The sequence below is a fragment of the Kitasatospora sp. NPDC088264 genome, from assembly GCF_040685715.1.
In the GTDB taxonomy this organism is placed as follows: domain Bacteria; phylum Actinomycetota; class Actinomycetes; order Streptomycetales; family Streptomycetaceae; genus Kitasatospora.
The window spans coordinates 110,881-128,236 of sequence record NZ_JBFBIR010000014.1; the positions used below are offsets into that span (position 1 = coordinate 110,881).

The 17,356-nt window shown below is 72.9% G+C and carries 14 protein-coding genes and 1 riboswitch; of the genes, 7 read left to right on the top strand and 7 right to left on the bottom strand.

Features of this window, described 5'->3' with window-relative positions; all coding sequences use genetic code 11:
* The first annotated feature begins 52 nt into the window (after window positions 1–52).
* The gene (locus AB0O82_RS14295) at window positions 53–694 is read left to right on the top strand and encodes an RNA polymerase sigma factor (protein ID WP_363583450.1); all 642 of its coding nucleotides are present in this window, start codon (window positions 53–55) and stop codon (window positions 692–694) included.
* Window positions 691–1,752, top strand: coding sequence for a CU044_5270 family protein (locus tag AB0O82_RS14300; RefSeq protein WP_363583452.1), 1,062 nt, complete (start codon window positions 691–693; stop codon window positions 1,750–1,752). The genes AB0O82_RS14295 and AB0O82_RS14300 overlap by 4 nt, the downstream gene beginning before the upstream one ends.
* Window positions 1,753–1,892: 140 nt before the next feature.
* Here AB0O82_RS14300 and AB0O82_RS14305 read toward each other — a convergent pair whose 3' ends face one another.
* Window positions 1,893–2,615, bottom strand: a complete 723-nt coding sequence (locus AB0O82_RS14305; RefSeq protein ID WP_363583454.1) for a TetR/AcrR family transcriptional regulator — start codon at window positions 2,613–2,615, stop codon at window positions 1,893–1,895.
* 104 nt (window positions 2,616–2,719) lie between these two features.
* Here AB0O82_RS14305 and AB0O82_RS14310 point away from each other — a divergent pair, with 104 nt between their 5' ends.
* On the top strand, window positions 2,720–4,285 hold the full coding sequence (locus tag AB0O82_RS14310; RefSeq protein WP_363583456.1) for an FAD-dependent monooxygenase: 1,566 nt from the start codon (window positions 2,720–2,722) through the stop codon (window positions 4,283–4,285).
* A 110-nt stretch (window positions 4,286–4,395) separates the two neighbouring features.
* On the opposite strand, the gene AB0O82_RS14315 is transcribed toward AB0O82_RS14310, so the two are convergent.
* A complete protein-coding gene (locus AB0O82_RS14315; RefSeq protein ID WP_363583528.1) occupies window positions 4,396–5,313 on the bottom strand; it encodes a LysR family transcriptional regulator in 918 nt (305 codons plus the stop codon).
* Between the two features lie 142 nt (window positions 5,314–5,455).
* Between AB0O82_RS14315 and AB0O82_RS14320 the strand changes: the two genes are divergently transcribed.
* Together AB0O82_RS14320 and AB0O82_RS14325 are read left to right on the top strand one after the other, a co-directional pair.
* Window positions 5,456–7,261: an acyclic terpene utilization AtuA family protein gene (locus AB0O82_RS14320; protein WP_363583458.1), complete on the top strand. Its 1,806-nt coding sequence runs from the start codon at window positions 5,456–5,458 to the stop codon at window positions 7,259–7,261.
* Complete coding sequence (locus tag AB0O82_RS14325; protein WP_363583460.1) at window positions 7,248–8,729, top strand: CoA transferase; 1,482 nt, start codon at window positions 7,248–7,250, stop codon at window positions 8,727–8,729. Before AB0O82_RS14320 ends, AB0O82_RS14325 begins: the two co-directional genes overlap by 14 nt.
* A gap of 19 nt (window positions 8,730–8,748) precedes the next feature.
* On the opposite strand, the gene AB0O82_RS14330 is transcribed toward AB0O82_RS14325, so the two are convergent.
* Together AB0O82_RS14330 and AB0O82_RS14335 are read right to left on the bottom strand one after the other, a co-directional pair.
* Entirely contained in the window at window positions 8,749–9,531 is a 783-nt protein-coding gene (locus tag AB0O82_RS14330; RefSeq protein ID WP_363583462.1) for a MerR family transcriptional regulator, read from the bottom strand.
* 47 nt (window positions 9,532–9,578) lie between these two features.
* A complete protein-coding gene (locus tag AB0O82_RS14335; RefSeq protein WP_363583464.1) occupies window positions 9,579–10,787 on the bottom strand; it encodes a serine hydrolase domain-containing protein in 1,209 nt (402 codons plus the stop codon).
* A 400-nt stretch (window positions 10,788–11,187) separates the two neighbouring features.
* Here AB0O82_RS14335 and AB0O82_RS14340 point away from each other — a divergent pair, with 400 nt between their 5' ends.
* The gene (locus AB0O82_RS14340) at window positions 11,188–12,030 is read left to right on the top strand and encodes an LLM class F420-dependent oxidoreductase (RefSeq protein ID WP_363583466.1); all 843 of its coding nucleotides are present in this window, start codon (window positions 11,188–11,190) and stop codon (window positions 12,028–12,030) included.
* A 332-nt stretch (window positions 12,031–12,362) separates the two neighbouring features.
* On the opposite strand, the gene AB0O82_RS14345 is transcribed toward AB0O82_RS14340, so the two are convergent.
* Together AB0O82_RS14345 and AB0O82_RS14350 are read right to left on the bottom strand one after the other, a co-directional pair.
* The gene (locus tag AB0O82_RS14345; RefSeq protein WP_363583468.1) at window positions 12,363–13,559 is read right to left on the bottom strand and encodes a S8 family serine peptidase; all 1,197 of its coding nucleotides are present in this window, start codon (window positions 13,557–13,559) and stop codon (window positions 12,363–12,365) included.
* Between the two features lie 434 nt (window positions 13,560–13,993).
* Complete coding sequence (locus AB0O82_RS14350) at window positions 13,994–14,707, bottom strand: TNT domain-containing protein (protein ID WP_363583470.1); 714 nt, start codon at window positions 14,705–14,707, stop codon at window positions 13,994–13,996.
* Between the two features lie 620 nt (window positions 14,708–15,327).
* Between AB0O82_RS14350 and AB0O82_RS14355 the strand changes: the two genes are divergently transcribed.
* A complete protein-coding gene (locus tag AB0O82_RS14355; RefSeq protein ID WP_363583472.1) occupies window positions 15,328–15,729 on the top strand; it encodes a hypothetical protein in 402 nt (133 codons plus the stop codon).
* Between the two features lie 114 nt (window positions 15,730–15,843).
* On the opposite strand, the gene AB0O82_RS14360 is transcribed toward AB0O82_RS14355, so the two are convergent.
* Window positions 15,844–16,788, bottom strand: a complete 945-nt coding sequence (locus AB0O82_RS14360) for a nitrilase-related carbon-nitrogen hydrolase (RefSeq protein WP_363583474.1) — start codon at window positions 16,786–16,788, stop codon at window positions 15,844–15,846.
* Window positions 16,789–17,117: 329 nt separating this feature from the next.
* A riboswitch (cobalamin riboswitch) is annotated at window positions 17,118–17,309 on the top strand.
* The last annotated feature ends 47 nt before the right edge of the window (window positions 17,310–17,356 follow it).

Genomic DNA, 17,356 nt, shown 5'->3' on the forward strand with positions numbered 1-17,356 from the left:
CCTGTGACGCAGCTCACTGGAACTGCTTCGTGGTGGCCGGACAACCAGAGGTGTGGACTATTCGCTGCACGAACGGATCAGAGCCGGGGACCCGGGCGCCTTCCGGCAGTTGTTCCAGGAGCACTCGCAGGCGGTTCTGTCGCACGCGGTCCGGGTGAGCGGGGACCGCGCCGGTGCCGAGGACGTCATGGCGGTGGTCTTCCTGGAGGCCTGGCGGCTGCGGGACAAGCTCCGCGACGAGGGGACCACTCCTCGCCCGTGGTTGATGGGCATCACTGTCAACGTGCTGCGCAACCGGGCCAGGGCCGCCCGCCGGCATGCGGCCGCCCTCGCCCGCATGCCGCTCGCCGAACCCGCCCCGGACTTCGCCGACGAGTTGGTCGGCCGGCTCGCCGACCGCGATCAACTGCTCGCTGCCAAGGCGGCGCTGGAGAAACTGCGCCGCGGGGAGCGCGAGGTGTTCTCGCTGTGCGTGTGGGCGGGCCTCAGCTACCCCGAGGCCGCCGAGGCCCTCGGCATCCCGGTCGGCACCGTGCGCTCCAGGCTCTCCAGGGCCCGGACCCGGCTGCGTGCTCTGGCCGACAAGGAACTGCGGCAGGCTTCGAAAACTCGCCGGGAACCCCTGCCGGCAGCCGGACAAGTACAGGGTGGCCGGATGGTTCCGGCCCGGTCGAACAAGGAGTGGAACAGATGACCAGCACCCCGGAGTGGCAGCAGCCGCTTGAGGACGCGGAGCTGAGGCACCTGCTGCCGGCGGCCGGAGCACCGGCCGCCCCGCTCGGCCGACAGCGCCAGATCGAGGAGTTCCTGATGAACGAGATCACCCGTACCCCCGAAGCCGCAGTGCCGGTCCGCCCCGAGGCCAGGAGGCGTCGGCGGCTGCTGATCGCCGTGCCCACCACGGTGGCGGCCTTCGCCCTCGCCGCCACCGTGGCGGCCACCACGCTCGGCAGCCCGGGAACGACCCCCGCGCGCAGTGAGCGCGTCGCCGCACCCGTCATCCAGGTCTCGGCGGGCGACACCGCGGGCCTGGCCGGCGCGGTGGAGCGGATCTCGCTGGCCGCCGCGGCCGCGCCCGACCTCGTCCTGCGCCCGGGGCAGTACGTCTACATCGAGAGCACCGTCTCCCACCTCACGGGCACCATCGACGCCGCCAGCGGCACCTCGAACGTGTGGGTCGAGAAGCCCCACCAGCGCCAGATCTGGCACTCGGCCGACGGCCGCACGGGCTGGCTCACCGAAGAGGGCAAGTCCCCGGAAGGCGGCAAGGCACTCGAATCGGGCACTGGTGCCTACCTGAACGCGCCCTCCTACGACTACGTGCGCACCCTGCCCACCGACCCGCAGGAACTGCTGCAGAAGATCTACACCGAGACCAAGGGAAGCGGCAACGGGCCGGACCAGGAGGCGTTCGTCACCATCGCCGACCTGATCCGCGAGCAGGCCGTCCCCGGCAAGCTCGCCGCCGCGCTCTACCAGGCCGCGGCCCGCATCCCCGGTGTCGTCCTCCTCGACAGCGCCACCGACGCCGCCGGGCGCACCGGCATCGCGATCGCCCGGACCAACACCACCACCGGCTCCCGCGACGAGATCATCTTCGACCGCAGCTCCTACGCCTTCCTGGGCGAGCGCAGCGTCCAGGTCACCGAAGCCTACGGAGTCAAGCCCGGCACCGTCACCGCGAACACCGCCGTCCTCAAGCGCGCCGCCGCCGACGCCCCCGGCCGCCAGCCGGGCAACGCACAGGCCTGACCACACCCGCGCGTCGCTCCGCCCGTCGCTCCGGCCCCCGTTCTCGGGCCGGGGCGACGGGCGGAGCTGTGTGAGCAGACGGGCGGAGCTGCGTGAACAGCAGTTGACAGTGAACCCGGCTGGCTTCGGAACGTCACGCCCTAGCGGCGGGCGAGGCCGTCGATCATCAGGGAGACGGTGAAGTCGAAGCGGTCGTGGCCCGTGCCGGCGGTGAGTTCGGCGGCGTGGCGGGTGGTGTGGGGGAAGGTCTCGGCGGGCAGGGCGGTGAGGCGGCGCAGCAGCTCGTCGCGGTCGAGGACCCACGCGTCGTCGTCGTGTGCTGCTCGCTGGCGCACGATCGAGGCTTCGAGGCAGTAGGCGGCCACGTACAGCAGGAGCGCGTCGACGGCCCAGGCGGCGGCCTGTGGGGCGACGCCGCCGGCGAGCAGGATCGCCAGCATCCCTTCGCTGACGCGCATGGTTTCGAGGTCGGTGGGGGCGATGGCGAGCGCGGCGCGGGAGATCCCGGGGTAGTCCAGGTACTGGTCGCGGATCCGGGTGCAGACGCCGCGGATCTGGTCCCGCCAGGCCGCGGGGTCGGGCTCGGGCAGGGCGAGCGCGGCGCACAGCCGTCCGATGAGCAGCTCGTCGAGGTCGGCCTTGTTGACGACGTGGGCGTAGAGGGAGGCGGGCCCGGTGTCGAGGGCGCCGGCGAGGCGGCGCATGGTCAGTGCCTCGTAGCCCTCGGTGGCGATGACGCCCAGCGCGGTGTCGATGACCTGGTCCACGGTGATGGGGGCCTTGCGGCGTCGCGGCCTGGGGTCGGTTTCGGCGTCGGGGTTCGGCGGCTGGTGGCGTGCCGCGCGTCGCTCTCTCGGGTTCACCGGACCATCATAGCTTGACACGAACGCTGTTCGTTTATAGAACATTGTTCGTGACTAGGAATGTGAACGTGAACCGGGATCCGCATCAGGATTCGAACCAGACCATGAACCAGGACGTGGACGTGACCGTCGTCGGCGCCGGGCCGGTGGGCCTCGTGCTCGCCGCCGAGCTGGCGCTCTCCGGGGCGACGGTGCAGGTGCTCGAACGGCTCGCCGAGCCGGACCGGTCGATGAAGGCGGGGGCGGTCAACGTCCCGACGGCCGAGGCGCTCGACCGCCGCGGCCTGCTGCCGGCCGCCGAACAGGTGCAGCGGGAGCAGCTCGAACGGGTCGGGTCGTTCGCCCGCGCGGTCGACCGGCCGCCCGGCGGTGGCCGGCCGGCGCGCGCACCCCGCTTCACCGGGCACTTCGCCGGGATGGTCCTCGACGCCGACCTCGTGGACTGGTCCGATACCGACCTCGCCGCGCACACCGCCGTCGACGGAGCGCGGATGGTGCCGCAGCGCGAGCTGGAGGCGCTGCTGGCCGGCCAGGTCGCGCGTCTGGGCGTGGCGGTGCGTCGCGGGGTGGAGGTCACCGCGCTCGAAGACACCGGCGACGGCGTGCTCGTCACCACCACCGCCGGCACGGTGCGCACCGGATGGCTGGTCGGGTGCGACGGCGGGCGCAGCACCGTGCGCCGCCTCGCGGGCATCGGCTTCCCCGGCACCGACCCCGAACTCACCGGACACCTGGCGGTCGTCGACATCGCCGACCCCACGGTGCTCGCGGACGGATGGGTGTGGTCGTCCAAGGGCGCCTACCGTTGCGGGCCGCAGCCCGGGCGGGTGGTCACCGTGGAGTTCGGCGGCGCCCCCGCCGACCGCTCCGCGCCGGTCACCCTTGAAGAGGTGCAGAGCAGCCTGCGCCGGGTCTCGGGCACCGACGTCACGCTCACCGCGCTGCGTGGCCCCGCGACCCGCTGGAGCGACAACGCCCGCCAGGCCGCGGCCTACCGCTCGGGGCGGGTGCTCCTGGCCGGCGACGCCGCGCACGTGCACTCGCCGTTCGGCGGCCAGGGGCTCAACCTCGGGGTCGGCGACGCGATGAACCTCGGCTGGAAGCTCGGCGCCGTGGTCGCCGGGTGGGCGCCCGAAGGGCTGCTCGACACCTACGACGCCGAGCGCCGCCCCCTCGGCGCCTGGGTACTGGACTGGACGAGGGCCCAGATCGGGGTGATGCGCGGGGACGCCAAGTCGGCCGCGCTCCGGGAGGTCGTCGCCGACCTGCTGGGCACCGGGGCGGGCGCGACCTACGCGGTCAAGAAGATCTCCGGGGTGACGCAGCGCGTCGACCTGCCCGGCGACCACCCGCTGGTCGGGCGGTACGCCCCCGACCTGTGGCTGGGGGACGGCTCCCGGCTGGTCGACCACGGCCACGGCGGCGGGTTCCTGCTGCTCGACCGTACGGCGGACGGCGCGTTCACCCGTCTCGCCGCGGGCTGGACCGGGCGGGTGACCAGCGTGACCGACGACCACGCGACGCCGACCGGAGTCCTCGTCCGCCCGGACGGAGTGGTCGCCTGGGCCTGCGACACCACCGCCGCCGACGCCGCCGCCGGCCTCGAAGCCGCCCTGCACCGCTGGGCGGGCACGCCGTCCCCCTCGCCGGAGCCCGAGCCGGTGCGCTGAACCCCGGTGCGCGTCGACCTCGGCGGGTGTCCTGCCGCACGGCGTTGCCCCCCGCTCCTCGGGGGCGGCCGTTCAGCCGTGGTGCCGACTCCCCGCCCGCTCCCGCGGCGTCACCCCGGGGAGGGACCGTGGGTGGTGGGCAGACCTTTGGCGAGGGCGGCGGCCAGTTCGGCCAGCATCTCGCCGGGGCCGGGCCGGTCCTGGTGCCAGGCCGCGACGGTGGTGAGGGTGAGATCGCCGCCTTCGATGGCGAGGGTCACGACGGGCTCGCCGGTGAAGGCCTTGCCTGTGGTGCCACCGCCCAGGGCGATGAGGGTGAAAGCCTGGCCGGCGGCGACCAGGTGGGCCAGGCCGCCGAAGTTGTCCCCTTCGAGCCTGATGCGCTTGCGGACCGCGACCCGGTTCAGGGCGTCGTCCAGTCTGCGGTAGATCTCCGGTGCGGCGTCGTAGCCGATCGAGGCGAACGGCAGGTGCGCGAGCTCTTCCAGCCGGACGGTCGTGCGGGCGTCGAAGCCGGTCCCGCGTCCGACCACCACGGCCACCGGGGCCGTCTCCAGGTCGAGGGTGCGGATGCCGGGGCCGGTGACGGGACCGTGGAGGAAGCCCATGTCGATCTCGCCGGTGAGCAGGGAGCGCACCAGGGGCTCGGTGCTGGCGGGGCGCAGCCGCAGGAGGAGATCGGGGTGCCGGGCCGCGACGGTGTTCAGGAAGCCGGTCCGCAGTTCGGTGGACACATCGGGTGCGATGCCGATGACGACGGTGCGCGCAGTGGTGCCGGCTGCCGTGCGGACGAGGCCGGGGAGGGCGTCGAACCGTCGGATCGTGTCGCGGGCCGCCGGTAGCAGCGTCTCGCCGGCGGGGGTGAGTTCGACCTTGTGGTGGGTGCGGACGAACAGGGGGGTGGCGAGTTCGCGTTCCAGGTCCCTGATGCGCTGGCTCAGCGGGGAGGTCGCCATGTGCAGGCGCGCGGCGGCGCGGGTGAAGTTCAACTCCTCGGCGACGGCCACGAAGTACCGCAGGTGCAGCATGTCCACCGCCACAACATACGCCCGTCTTCCACGTGACCGGTGCGGTCACGTGCGCGTGCGGGGATTGGTCGTGGCCGCCGGGGACGGTCGCCTCCTAACGTCGGACGGGAAGGGCTCACCCCATCGAGGGAAGGTGTTGACCATGAGCGGCCGACCCATTCGCATCGCCAACTTCTCCGGCTACCTGGGAGACCGGTACACCGCCATCGACGAGGCCGTGGCCGGTGACCCGGTCGACGTGCTGGTCGGTGACTACCTGGCGGAGATCACCCTCGCCGGCCTGTCGGCGCAGTACCAGGAGGATCCGGCGCGGGGCTACGTCGAGTACTTCCTCGACCAGCTGCGGCCGCACCTGGCCACGCTGGCCCGGCGGCGGGTCAAGGTGGTGACCAACGCGGGCGGTTTCCGGCCCGCCGCCCTGGCCGAGGCCGTGCGCGCGGCGGCCGCCCGGGCGGGCGTCGAGGTTTCGGTGGCCCACATCGAGGGCGACGACCTGCTGCCCCGGCTGCCCGAACTGGCGCGGGCAGGGCACCGGTTGGAGCACCTCGACACCGGCCGGCCGCTGGCGTCGTGGGGCGCGGAGCCCGTGTCTGCCAACGCCTACCTCGGCGGTTGGGGCATCGCGCGGGCGCTGGCCGAGGGCGCGGACATCGTCGTGTGCGGCCGGGTCACGGACGCGTCCCTGGCCCTGGGCCCGGCGGCGTGGTGGCACGGCTGGGACGGCACGGACTGGGACCGGCTGGCCGGTGCGGTCGTCGCCGGGCACATCATCGAATGCGGCCCGCAGGCCGTCGGCGGCAACTTCTCCGGCTTCACCCGCATCCCGGGCATGCTCACCCCCGGCTTCCCGATCGCCGAGATCGCCGAGGACGGCACCAGCGTGATCACCAAGCACCGGCGGGACGGCGGGGCCGTCACGGTCGACACCGTCACCGCCCAGCTCGTGTACGAGATCCAGGGGCCGCGCTACCTCAACCCCGACGTCACCGTCCACCTGGACGGCGTCCGGCTCCATCCGGCCGGTCCCGACCGGGTCCGGGTGTCCGGGGCGGCGGGTTCGCCTCCGTCGCCGACGACCAAGGTCGCGCTCTTCGCGCCCATCGGCCACACGGTCGTGAACACCGTCTACGTGACCGCGCCCGAGGTCGAGGAGAAGGTGGACCTGCTGCGCGCCCAGATCGGCAGGGACCTGCCCGCGGGCGTGGACGAGCTGGACATCACCAGGATCGGGACCGCGGCCACCGACCCCGAGACGCAGTGGGACGCGACGGTCGCGCTGCGGGTCATGGCCGCCGCCCGCGAGCGCGAGCCGCTGGAGCGCCTCGACCTCGCGGGCCGGCTGGGCAGCCTGTACCTGCAGAGCATCCCGGGTTTCTTCCTGGACGGCCAGGCCGTCCCGCAGACCAGCCCGAAACCCAGGATCGACTACTGGCCCGCCCTGCTGGACATCACCGCCGTGGCCCACCGGGTGGTCCTCGCCGAAGGCCGCACCCTCGACATCGCACCCCCCTCCCGGACGGCGACGGCCCGTCAGCCCGTCCACCCCGAGCCCGAGGAAGCCGTAGAGGAAGCCGTGGAGGCAACCCGGGTGCGCCGCGTGCCGCTGGGCACGGTCACCTACGCCCGCAGCGGCGACAAGGGCGGCAACAGCAACGTGGGGATCTGGGCCCACGACCCCGCCGTGTGGCCGTGGCTGCGCCGGACGCTGACCACGGCGCAGCTGCGGCTGCTGCTGCCGGAGGCGAAGGACCTCGACGTGGTCCGCCACGAGTTCGAGCACCTGCGCGCCGTGCACTTCGTCCTGCGCGGACTGCTGGGAACCGGGGGGTCGTCCAATCTGCGGGTCGACCAGGTCGGCAAGGCGGTCGGCGAATACCTGCGCGCCAAGCACGTCCTGGTCCCCGAAGCACTGCTGACCGGCGCGGAGGGCCCCGATGACGCTCACTGACCAACTCGCCGAAGCGGTCGCCGACCCGCTGACCCACGACGCCTTCGACCCGCACGCCCACCTCGCCCAGGTCCTGGCCGGGATCGGGATGAGCCCCGCCGACACCGGGGGTGCCATCGCCTTCCACGGCGCGGACCCGGTGGTGCCCAGCACCCTGCGCCTCGGGGCCGCCTCCGCCATCGCGCTGGCCGCCAAGTCCGCCGCCATCGCCAAGCTCTGGCGGCTGCGCGGCGGTCCCGGACAGGACATCGCGGTGGACCTGCGGGTCACCCCGCACCGGCTCTGCCCCTTCTACGACCGCAGGTGGGAACTGCTGAACGGCCACCCGCCCACCGCCTCGTCGAACCCCTCCCAGGCCCTGGGATTCCGCTTCTACCGTACGGCGGACGACCGCTGGGTCATGCCCCTCAACCCCTACCCCAAGATCAAGATCGCCGCCCAGCGGCTGCTCGACGTCCCGGACGACCCCGACCGCGTGGCCGCCGCCATCGCCCGCCGCGACGCGCGCGAGCTGGAGGAAGCCGCCGGGGCGGCCGGAGTGGTCCTGCCGATGCTGCGCACCACCGGCGAACTGCTCGCCGAGCGGCACTACCGCGACGTCCTCGCCGACCTTCCGCTGATCGAGATCACCAAGATCGCCGACAGCGAGCCCGAGCCGTTCCCCCACGGCGCCGACCAGCCCCTGTCCGGGATGCGCGCGCTCGGCATGGGCCACGTGATCGCCGGCGCCGGCCTCGGCCGGGCCCTCGCCCTGCACGGCGCCGACGTCCTCAACCTCTGGCGCCCGGACGAGTTCGAACACGACCTCACCTACGCCAGCGCCAACGTCGGCGTACGGTCGGCCACCGTGGACCCCTACCAGGGCGAAGGCGCCCGGCGGATCAGAGAACTGCTCGCCTCGGCCGACGTCTTCTACGCCAACCGCAGGCCGGGATACCTGGAACGGATCGGCCTCACCGCGCAGGAGGCCGCGCACCTGCGCCCCGGCATCGTCCACGCCACCGCCTCGCTCAACGGTGAACGAGGCCCCTGGGCGGAGCGCGTGGGCTTCGACCAGAGCGCCGGAAGCCTGACCGGCATGATGCTGCTGGAAGGCGGCGGCCAACGCCCCGCACTGCCGCCGATCCTCGTGGTCAACGACTACATCGTCTCCTGGCTGATGGCCGCCGGCGTCGTCGAGGCCCTGACCCGCCGGGCCACCCACGGCGGCAGCTACCGGGTCCACGTCTCGCTGACCCGCGCCGCCCTGTGGATCCTCGCCATGGGGGTGTTCGACCACGCCTATGCCCACGAGACCGCCGGACACGGCGAGCAGCACGCCTACCTGCCCCCACGGACCTTCACCGCCGACACCCCGCTGGGCCGCTACCAGGGCGTCACCGACCAGGTGGCCATGTCCCGCACCCCCGGCCGGTACCGCACCGTCCTCGTGCCCCGGGGCTCCTGCCGCCCGCAATGGGAGCGGTGACGCCGCGACCCCGGGCCGGTCAGGGGGAGTCCGGCCCGGGGATGCGGACGCCGGCGGAGCGGAGCTCGGTCTCGACCAGTGCGACCAGCCGGGCCCCGCCCGATCCCTGTTCTTCGCCGTGGTGGGCGATCAGCTGGTACCGGCGCGCGGCTTCGGCGCGGGCTTGGAGGCCGGTCACGATCTTCAGCTGGGCGGGGTTGGCGAGGAAGTGGTCGGCCGCGGCGGTCGCGAGTTCGGCGATGCGCGGGTCGTCCGGCTCCCAGGCCGCGGCTTCGGCGCCGCGCTTGAGCAAGGCGACGAACCGGCTGTCCAGCAGGGCGTGTTCGACATGGGTGAGGTAGTCGTCGAAGCCTTCCGGTACCAGGGCCCTGGCCAGCACCCAGCCCTCCCTGGTGGCCGCCGCCTCGTCCGGGGTGAAGCCGAGGTCGGCCATCCGCTCCAGCAGTGCCACGGCGCGGTCGGGCAGCAGCGCCCGGTCGCCGTCGGCGAGCCGGTGCAGCATGTCGCGCCGAGCGGTCAACTCCTCGATCCGTTCGGTGAGTTGACGTTCGACGTCGGCGAGCTTGGCGGTGAACAGTGCGGCGTCGGCGTCGAGCAGGGGCCCGGTCTCGGCCAGCGGCACCCCGGCGGCGGCCAGCGTCCGGACCTGCACCAGCCGCAACAGGTCGGCCGATCCGTACCGCCGGTATCCGGAGCTGTCGCGTTCCGGCTCCTCGGCCAGGCCGAGCTTGTGGTAGTGCCGCACCGTCTTCACCGTGACGCCGACGAACGCCGCCGCCTGCCCGATCGTGACTCCGTTCATCCGCCAATCCTGCCTCGGGTTCGAACTCGGTGGCTACGCGCAGCACATCAGTCCGTCGGCCGGGCCGGATCGGCCTGCCCGCCGCGGAACACCTCGCCGACGAGCCTGTGCATCGCCTGCTGGAACGCCCCGCCGACGGACAGGCCGGCGTCGTCCACGCAGTTCAGCGCGGCGGTCAGGGTCCTGCTGCCGTCGGGCGTGCCGTACATCAGCGCCGCGTGGCCCACGGCGGCGCCGTTGTGGGAGATGACGGTGGCGCCGTCGTCCGTCGTCACCACGAACACGCCCAGGCCGTAGTCCATGTTCGGGATGCCCGTCGGGTGCGGGGTACACATCTCGGCCAGCAGCGGGGGCGGCAGGAGCCTGCCGCCCAGGAGCGCGGAGATGAACGTGTGGAGGTCCCGGGTGGTGGAGATCATGTCGCCGCCGCTGGAGATCCAGGAGGGGTTCTGGCGGGTGATGTCGACCGTCCTCTGCTCGCCGGCGTCCTCGTAGCGGTAGTAGGCGTGGGCGTGCGGCTCGGGGATCTCCGGCGAGGCGCCCGGCACCACGGTGCCCGACAGTCCGAGCGGCCCCAGGACCAGCCGCCGCATCTCCTCGGCGACCGGGCGGCCGGTGACCTTCTCGATCAGCAGCCGGGTCAGCACGTAGTTGGTGTTGGAGTAGCTCCAGCCCGCCCCCGGCTCGAACCGGGCCGGCCTGGACAGCGCCAGCCGCACCAGCTCCTGCGGCCGGTAGGTCTTGAACCGGTTGTCCATCCACTCCCTGCCCGTGGTGCCGTAGGGGATGGGGATGCCCGGCGCGACCGTCCCGTCGGCGTAGACCTCGCCGGTGTGGTTGAACACCCCGCTGGTGTGCTGCAACAGCATCCGCACCGTGATCCGCCCGTCCAGCCCGAACTCGGGCAGGTAGTGCGCCGCGGGGGTGTCCAGCCCGACCTTGCCCTCGGCCACCAGTTGCAGCACCAGGGTCGCGGTGAAGGTCTTGGTGCTGCTGCCGATCCGGACCCGCCCGTCCGTCGGCGGCTTCGCGGCCCCGCCCAGTTCGGCCGCCCCGGCGCTGCCGACCCACGCGCCCCGCTCGTCGTGCACGCGCAGCGACACCCCGGTGAAACCGGAGTCGACGATCTCCTCGATCGCCTTCCGCAGTTCCGGGCGGTCCTGCCCGGCGGCGTCGGGGGCGACGGTCCGCAGGGTGCTCTCGTCCTGGCCGGAAGGGCCGGAAGGGCCGGAAGGGCCGGAAAGGGGGAGTGGCATGGTGGTGTGCTCCTTCACATCGGTGACGCCCGGGTCGGCGTCGTGCCGTTGCGAGGAGCTTGAGCCCTGACCCAAGGTCAACCTCAACGGTGATCTGGCTCACAGGCGAGCGGGGGCAAGCCCCGGCGGGCAGGCACCCTCGCCGCTCGGCAGCCTCCACGCCACCCGCCACCGGGAGGCCGCCACGGACCAGTGGCAGCCCGGCAGTCCTCGATGAGAGAAGTGGCGAGAACCGCGGGTTTCCGCGCGGTGCCCGCCGCCACCGGGGCGGACCGCCGCGCGTCGCCCGTGACGGCGGCCTCCGCTTCGGGTATGACGGGTCCACGGCCGTGAAACGCGCACGCCACCGGTGCGACGTTCCCGGCCGCACACATGCCGGTGTCGAACGAGGCGGGCAGTCATGGAACTCGGAGTGTTCGGAATCAGCGCCAAGGCCACGCACGGGCGGCAGGCGACGGCGCGCCTGGCCGCCCTGGCCGAGGAACTCGGTTACCGGTCGTGGTGGGTGGGCGACCACGTGGCGCTGCCCGACCCGCGCACCCCCGACTCGCCCATGGATGCGGACGAGCCGATCCTCGACCCGCTCGTCCACCTCGCCTATGTCGCTGCCCTCACGCAACGGATCGAACTCGGCACCGGGATCATCATCCTGCCCCAACGCCACCCCGTGGTCCTCGCCAAACAACTCGCCAGCCTCGACGTGCTCAGCGGCGGCCGGCTGCGGGTCGGCGTCGGAGCCGGCTACCTGGAACCGGAACTCGCCGCAGTGGGCGTGCCGTTGGCCGAGCGCGGCGCGCGCACCGACGAGTACCTCGACGCCATGACGGCCCTGTGGACCCAGCCCGCACCCTCCTTCCAGGGCAGGTACGTCGCCTTCGACCACCTCGACGCCCACCCCCGCCCCGTACAGACCGGCGGCCCGCGCATCCTCATCGGCGGACACAGCCCCGCCGCCTACCGCAGGGCCGTCGCCCGCGGCCACGGCTGGTTCGGCGCCGGCGACAGCCCCGACCAGCTCGCCGCCAACCTCGCCGGGCTGCGCAAGGCGGCCGACGAGGTCGAACGCCCCGCCCGGCTGGGCCCCCTCGAACTCAACTACACCGCCATGACGCCCGTCGACACCGAGGCCTACCACCGCTACGCAGCACTCGGCCTCACCCGCCTCGTCGTCTACCCCCTGCCCCTCGACGACGTCCAGGACGTCGCCGACTTCCTCCGCCGACACGCCCGCCTCCCCCACTGAACGAGCCGAGGGCCGGCCGCCATCAGTCAAGTTCCAGCCCCATCCGTGAAGCGCCCCGACTGCATTGCGTTCATGGCCACCTGCACGAGCGCAATCCAGCGCAAGCGGATCTGGCCCGATCGTGTCGTATGGGCGAGCGGTGGTCTCACGTGGACGCGGGCCGCGCACCGGGCAACCACCCGGGCCCGGGCCGGGGGTCCGGTCAACGACGGGACCGCCCTCCGGACGCGCACCATCGAGTCATCGCCGCGGCCCGGGGAGAACGCGGGGTTCGGGCCTGGTCCGGCGGGAACGGCCGGACCGGGCCCGAAGTGCCGTGGTGGCGGGCGGTGTTACAGGCCGTCGGTGAAGAGGAGGAGGTTGGGGGTGTCCTGGTGGACGTTGCTCAGGACGTTCCGGGTGGCGGCGCGTTGGAGGAAGGCGGCGGTCTCGGCGGGGTCGGCGTCGGGGTGTTCGGCGGTGTAGAGGGCGGCGGCGCCGGTGACGTGGGGCGCGGCCATGGAGGTGCCGCTGAGGGTGGTGCTGCCGCCGCCGAGTTTGGCGGATTCGATGGCCTGGCCGGGGGCGTGGAGGGTGACGCAGGGGCCCCAGTTGGAGAAGGTGCTCTCCTGGTCCTGCCGGTTGGTGGCGGCGACGGTGACGACCCGGTCCGCGGAGGCGGGGGAGGCGGTGCAGGCGTCGGCGGCGTCGTTGCCGGCGGAGACGACGGGCAGGACGCCCTTGTCGGAGAGTGCGGTGGTGGCGTCGTTGAGGGCCTGGGAGCGTTCCTCGCCGGCGGAGGCGTTGAGGACGGCGGGGTACTGGGCGTGGTGGGCGACCCAGTCGAGGCCGGCGATCATCTGGGCTTTGTCGCCGTTGCCGGTGCAGTCGACGATGCGTACGGAGACGAGGCGGGCCTGCGGGGCGACGCCGTAGGTGCGGCCGGCGACGGTGCCGGCGACGTGGGTGCCGTGGCCGTGGCAGTCGCGGCCGTTCTGGCCGTCGCCGACGGCGTCGAAGCCGGGTACGGCGCGGCCGTCGAATTCCGGGTGGGTGTAGTCGATGCCGGTGTCGAGGATGTAGGCGGTCGTTCCGGCGCCGTGGCCGTGGGTGGTGAACTGGCCGTCCAGGGGCAGGTTCCGCTGGTCGATGCGGTCCAGGCCCCAGGTGGCGGCCGGTGCCCGGGTGGCGCTCGCACCGTCGTGGGGGGCCGGGACGCGGAGGGTGGTGTTCTCCTCGACGGCTTCGACGGCGGGGCTGGTTCGTACGGCGCGCAGCAGGAGGGGGTCGAGGGTGGCGGCGAAGCCGTTCAGCGTGTCGGTGTAGGTGAACCTGGGGGTGATGCCGAGGCCGCGCAGGACCTCACCAGGGTCGCGGCCGTGCTTGAGGGTGACGATGTACTGCCCGGGCACGGCACTGGCGGAGTGTGCCACGGCCACGGCGGTGGAGGCGGTGGGTGGCTGGGCGGCATACGCGGCGGGCGCAAGGGCCGTGACGGGTGTGAGGGTCAGCAGCAGGGCCGCCGACGCCCGGCGGAGGGGCAGGGGCACGGATCGGGCTCCGATCAGTCGGGTCAGTCGGGTTGCCTGCGGGCCCGGCGGCCGCAGGGCACCCGGATCATCCCTGGTGCGGCGGTCGCATCCGCGCCGCCCTGCCGGGCGCGGGGAGCGGACAACCCGTACGGGGGTGGGTGCCGGGAGGCCGAGGCGGGGGAACCAGCCCTGCCGGTCGTCCGGTGGCCGGAGCGCGGTGCGACCCATACCGACCTCGCCCAGGCCCTGTCGCCTCGCCGGTCCGCCGCGCTGGCGACTTGACGAGGAGTAACCGGTTCTCGTTGCCCGCTCCGCATTGAAGCCGCAGGTCACAGGCCCGTGCCGACTGCTGCGGCAGCCCCGCCGAGCGCGTAGCAGGGCGTGGCGGGCCGGTTGCCGGTTGCCGGTTGCCGGTTGCCGGGCGTGCGCAGCCAGGTCCGGCCGGGTGGGGGTCAGGCGTCGTTCTGGCTCGACAGGCAGAAGGTCTTGTCGGCGGCGTGTTCGGTCAGGTACCCGGCGGTGATGAGGGCGGCGACGTCGTACGTGCCCGGGATGTCGCCCGGCTTCAGGGCCGGGTCGAGCCACTGCTGGAGTCCGTTGCCCGGCTGGGAGAACGCGCCCGCGATGTGCCCCTGCTGGACGTTGAACGGCCTCTGCACCTCGAAGCAGTGGTAGTTGTCCTCGCCCCCGTTGAGGGAGTCCGGCGGAAGGGCGCGCTGGGAGAACAGTGTGCCGCCGGGGGCGAGGAACGAGCCGTAGGCGCTGTTCCCGAAGCGGTCCAGCTTCTGGTGCTCCGTCATGCTCTGTACGGCCATGTCGAGGGTGCCGTCGTTGTCGGTGAAGCCGTTGTGGTCCGGGTACTTCCACCCCCTCCAGTCCCGGTACCAGTCCAGGAAGCGCACCGGCGTCACTCCGCCCAGCCGGTCGTAGCCCGCCAGCAGCTTGGTCAGCACGGAGTCCGTCGGCAGGGTGACCGGGCCGAGTTCCTTCCGGGTGCAGAGGTAGTTCTCGGCGCCGGTATCGCGGACCTTGGGGACGCCCTCGCACTCCGTGATCGGCACCGCCCGGGAGGCGGGGGACTGCGCGGCGGCGGTGCCGGTGGCGGCCAGCCCCGTCAGGGGTAGGGCGATCGCCAGCGAGAGGGCGGCGAGAGTGGGGGTGCGCATGGGCGGGCGGCTCCGTTCGGGGTGCGGGGCGTGGAGGGGTGGGACTGGGCGGGTTGCGGCCGTCGGCTCGTACGGCGGACCGTGTGGCCGCCGGACCCGCGCACAGTTACGCACGGCGATTTGCCTTCGTGCGCGCACAAGATGTCCGACGCCGCTGGTGCCCACCCGTTCGGCCGATGCCGCTGACGGATGCTCGGCTCGCGGGAGCCGGACCCGTCCCGTCCGCTCCCTCGCCCTCATCCAGCCCTCCGCCTTCACCGGGGTAGCGCTTGTCAGACGACCGCACGCGCCTTGGTGTCGGCTGTCACGCTTCGGCACATGCGGAGCCTTTCCGGTGGTGCCGTAGCATCCGGATGGCAAAAACGCACACCTGTCAGCGGGGGAGAGTACTGCACTTGTTCAAGAGATCGACGGCCGTGCCGGCCGGGGCGGGCGCACGGGCGGCCTGCGCGGCCGTGCTGATGGTGTCGGGTGCCCTGGTGCTCGGCTCATGCTCGTCCGTGGGGTCGCCGGGCGGAGGGCGGGAAACGCCGGGCGGAGGACGGGAAACGCCGAGCGAGCCCACACGTGTCGAGTCCCGGGAGGAGGCGCTGGCCCGGACGGATCGGGTCCAGGGCCACGTGCGCGAGCTGACGGGCCTTGAGCGGGATCCGTGGAGCAAGCTCATCGGCTACTACAGGTGCCCGGGGCGGGGATCGGGTGTGGCCGACGAGGGCGAGGCCTACCAGCTCAGCTCGGGGATCCTGCTCAAGGCCACGGACGACCAGCGCCCCGAGGTGCTGCGGGCGCTGCGGGAGAAGCTGGCGGGCGAGGGCTTCAAGATCACCTCGTCGGCGTCCGGTGCGGACGCTCAGTCCACCCCGCCCACCTGGGAGTTCGATGCCGTCCACGAGTCCGACGGCTACACCGTTTCGGCGGGCGCGTCGAAGCCCGGCCAGGGTGTGAGTGTGATGGTCGTCCTGCCCTGCCAGGCCCCGCCGTCCGCCGGTGCGGCTTCGCCCGCTCCGACGGCCACCACCTGAGGTCGGCGCGTCGGTCACGTCAACTACGCTACTGGAAAAGGTAGTTGGCGTCAGTCCCGGCACGTTGACTCGTGGCGGCGGGACGCCCCGGCGTGGGTGCGCCGGGGCGTCCGGTCAGGCGTCGGTGCGGCTCGTCGCGGTCAGCGGGGCGTACAGCTCGGGGCGGCGGGTGCGCAGGAGGCCGAACTCCCGCCAGTCCCGGCACTGGTCGAGGTCGAGGTCGGCGACGAGGACGGCGGGCCGGTCGCGCGGGGCGCGGAGCAGGATCCGGCCGTACGGGTCGGAGATGAACGACGAGCCGTAGAAGGTGGACCGGCCCTCCGTCCCGATCCGGTTGGGCACGATCATGAACAGCGCGTTGGCGAGGCCGTTGGCGCTGATGGCGTGCTCCCACATGGGCCGGGTGTCGAAGTCCGGGAGGTCCACCTCGGAGCCGATGGCCGTGGGGTGGACGAGGACTTCGGCGCCGCCGAGCGCGTAGGCCCGGGCGAGTTCGGGGAACCACTCGTCCCAGCAGGTGGGGAAGCCGAAGGCGGCGCCCTGGTGGGCCAGGACGGGGAACCCGCTGTCGCCGGGGCGGAAGCACAGGTCCTCGCGGTAGCCGGGGAAGGCCGGGATGTGGTTCTTCCGGGTTCTGGCGACGAGGGTGCCGTCGCGGTCCACGCAGACGGCCGTGTTGTAGCCGAGGCCGCCGTCCTCGGCGCGCTCGTACAGGGAGGCGTGGACGCTGATGCCGAGTTCGGCGGCGAGTTCGGCGGCGAGGCGGGTGGTGGGCCCCGTCTCGACGTCCTCCAGGTGGCGGGCGGCGCCCTCCCCCATCGGGTCGTCGGTGTTGCAGAAGTAGGGACTGCGGGTCAGCTCGGGCAGGCACACCATCGTCGCGCCCTGCGCGGCGGCGAGTGCCACGCCCTCGCGCAGCCGGGCGTCGTGCTCGGCCGGGTCGGTGTGCCAGCGCATCTGCACGAGCCCGACGCGCAGCGGCGCGCGTTCGGCCGGCCTGGTGCGGCCGGGGGAGCCGAGCGGGGAGCCGAAGGAGGTGAGGACGGCGTACGAGGTCACGGGCGGACCGTCCTCGTCTGCCGGCGGGACGTCCGGCAGGTGCGGGAGGCGGGGCCTCCGGCGGCCGTGCGGCCGGTGGTGGTGGACGTGGTCATGGGTGTTCCTTCTGTTCTCTGGTGCCGACGCGGCCCTGCGGTATAACTGAAAGTTCAGTCAGCTTTGCTGGCGTGGTGAAGAATCTAGCCATGCCGGAACGTTCCGGCAAGGGGGTGGCCTGCGAATGGTGGGCGGTTACGCGGTTACGCGGCTGCGCGGTGACCGGCGTCGGGCAGGAGATCAGCGCGGCGGAAACCCGATGGCGCAACGCGCGTGCGGGCCTCTGGACTTACTAGGACGTCCAACTATATGGTCGACGACAGGTCCGCGGTGTCAGGGAAGCCGGTGTGAGTCCGGCACGGTCCCGCCACTGTGACCGGGGAGTTCGTCCTCGCAGACGAAGGCCACTGGCAGCCAGCCGGGAAGGCCTGGGGGCGTGCGGTGATCCGGGAGTCAGGATACCGGCCGCGGGTGTTCCGTGTTTTCCACGAGGATGGAGACGACACGCATGACTCCGGGCTGCTCCCGCTCC

Excerpts from the sequence above, each read along its gene's own strand:
- AB0O82_RS14335 (WP_363583464.1), bottom strand. The coding sequence starts at position 10,787 with ATGCCACTCCCCCTTTCCGGCCCTTCCGGCCCTTCCGGCCCTTCCGGC.
- AB0O82_RS14325 (WP_363583460.1), top strand. The coding sequence starts at position 7,248 with ATGACGCTCACTGACCAACTCGCCGAAGCGGTCGCCGACCCGCTGACC.
- AB0O82_RS14340 (WP_363583466.1), top strand. The coding sequence starts at position 11,188 with ATGGAACTCGGAGTGTTCGGAATCAGCGCCAAGGCCACGCACGGGCGG.
- AB0O82_RS14300 (WP_363583452.1), top strand. The coding sequence starts at position 691 with ATGACCAGCACCCCGGAGTGGCAGCAGCCGCTTGAGGACGCGGAGCTG.
- AB0O82_RS14320 (WP_363583458.1), top strand. The coding sequence starts at position 5,456 with ATGAGCGGCCGACCCATTCGCATCGCCAACTTCTCCGGCTACCTGGGA.
- AB0O82_RS14350 (WP_363583470.1), bottom strand. The coding sequence starts at position 14,707 with ATGCGCACCCCCACTCTCGCCGCCCTCTCGCTGGCGATCGCCCTACCC.
- AB0O82_RS14315 (WP_363583528.1), bottom strand. The coding sequence starts at position 5,313 with ATGCTGCACCTGCGGTACTTCGTGGCCGTCGCCGAGGAGTTGAACTTC.
- AB0O82_RS14310 (WP_363583456.1), top strand. The coding sequence starts at position 2,720 with ATGAACCAGGACGTGGACGTGACCGTCGTCGGCGCCGGGCCGGTGGGC.
- AB0O82_RS14330 (WP_363583462.1), bottom strand. The coding sequence starts at position 9,531 with ATGAACGGAGTCACGATCGGGCAGGCGGCGGCGTTCGTCGGCGTCACG.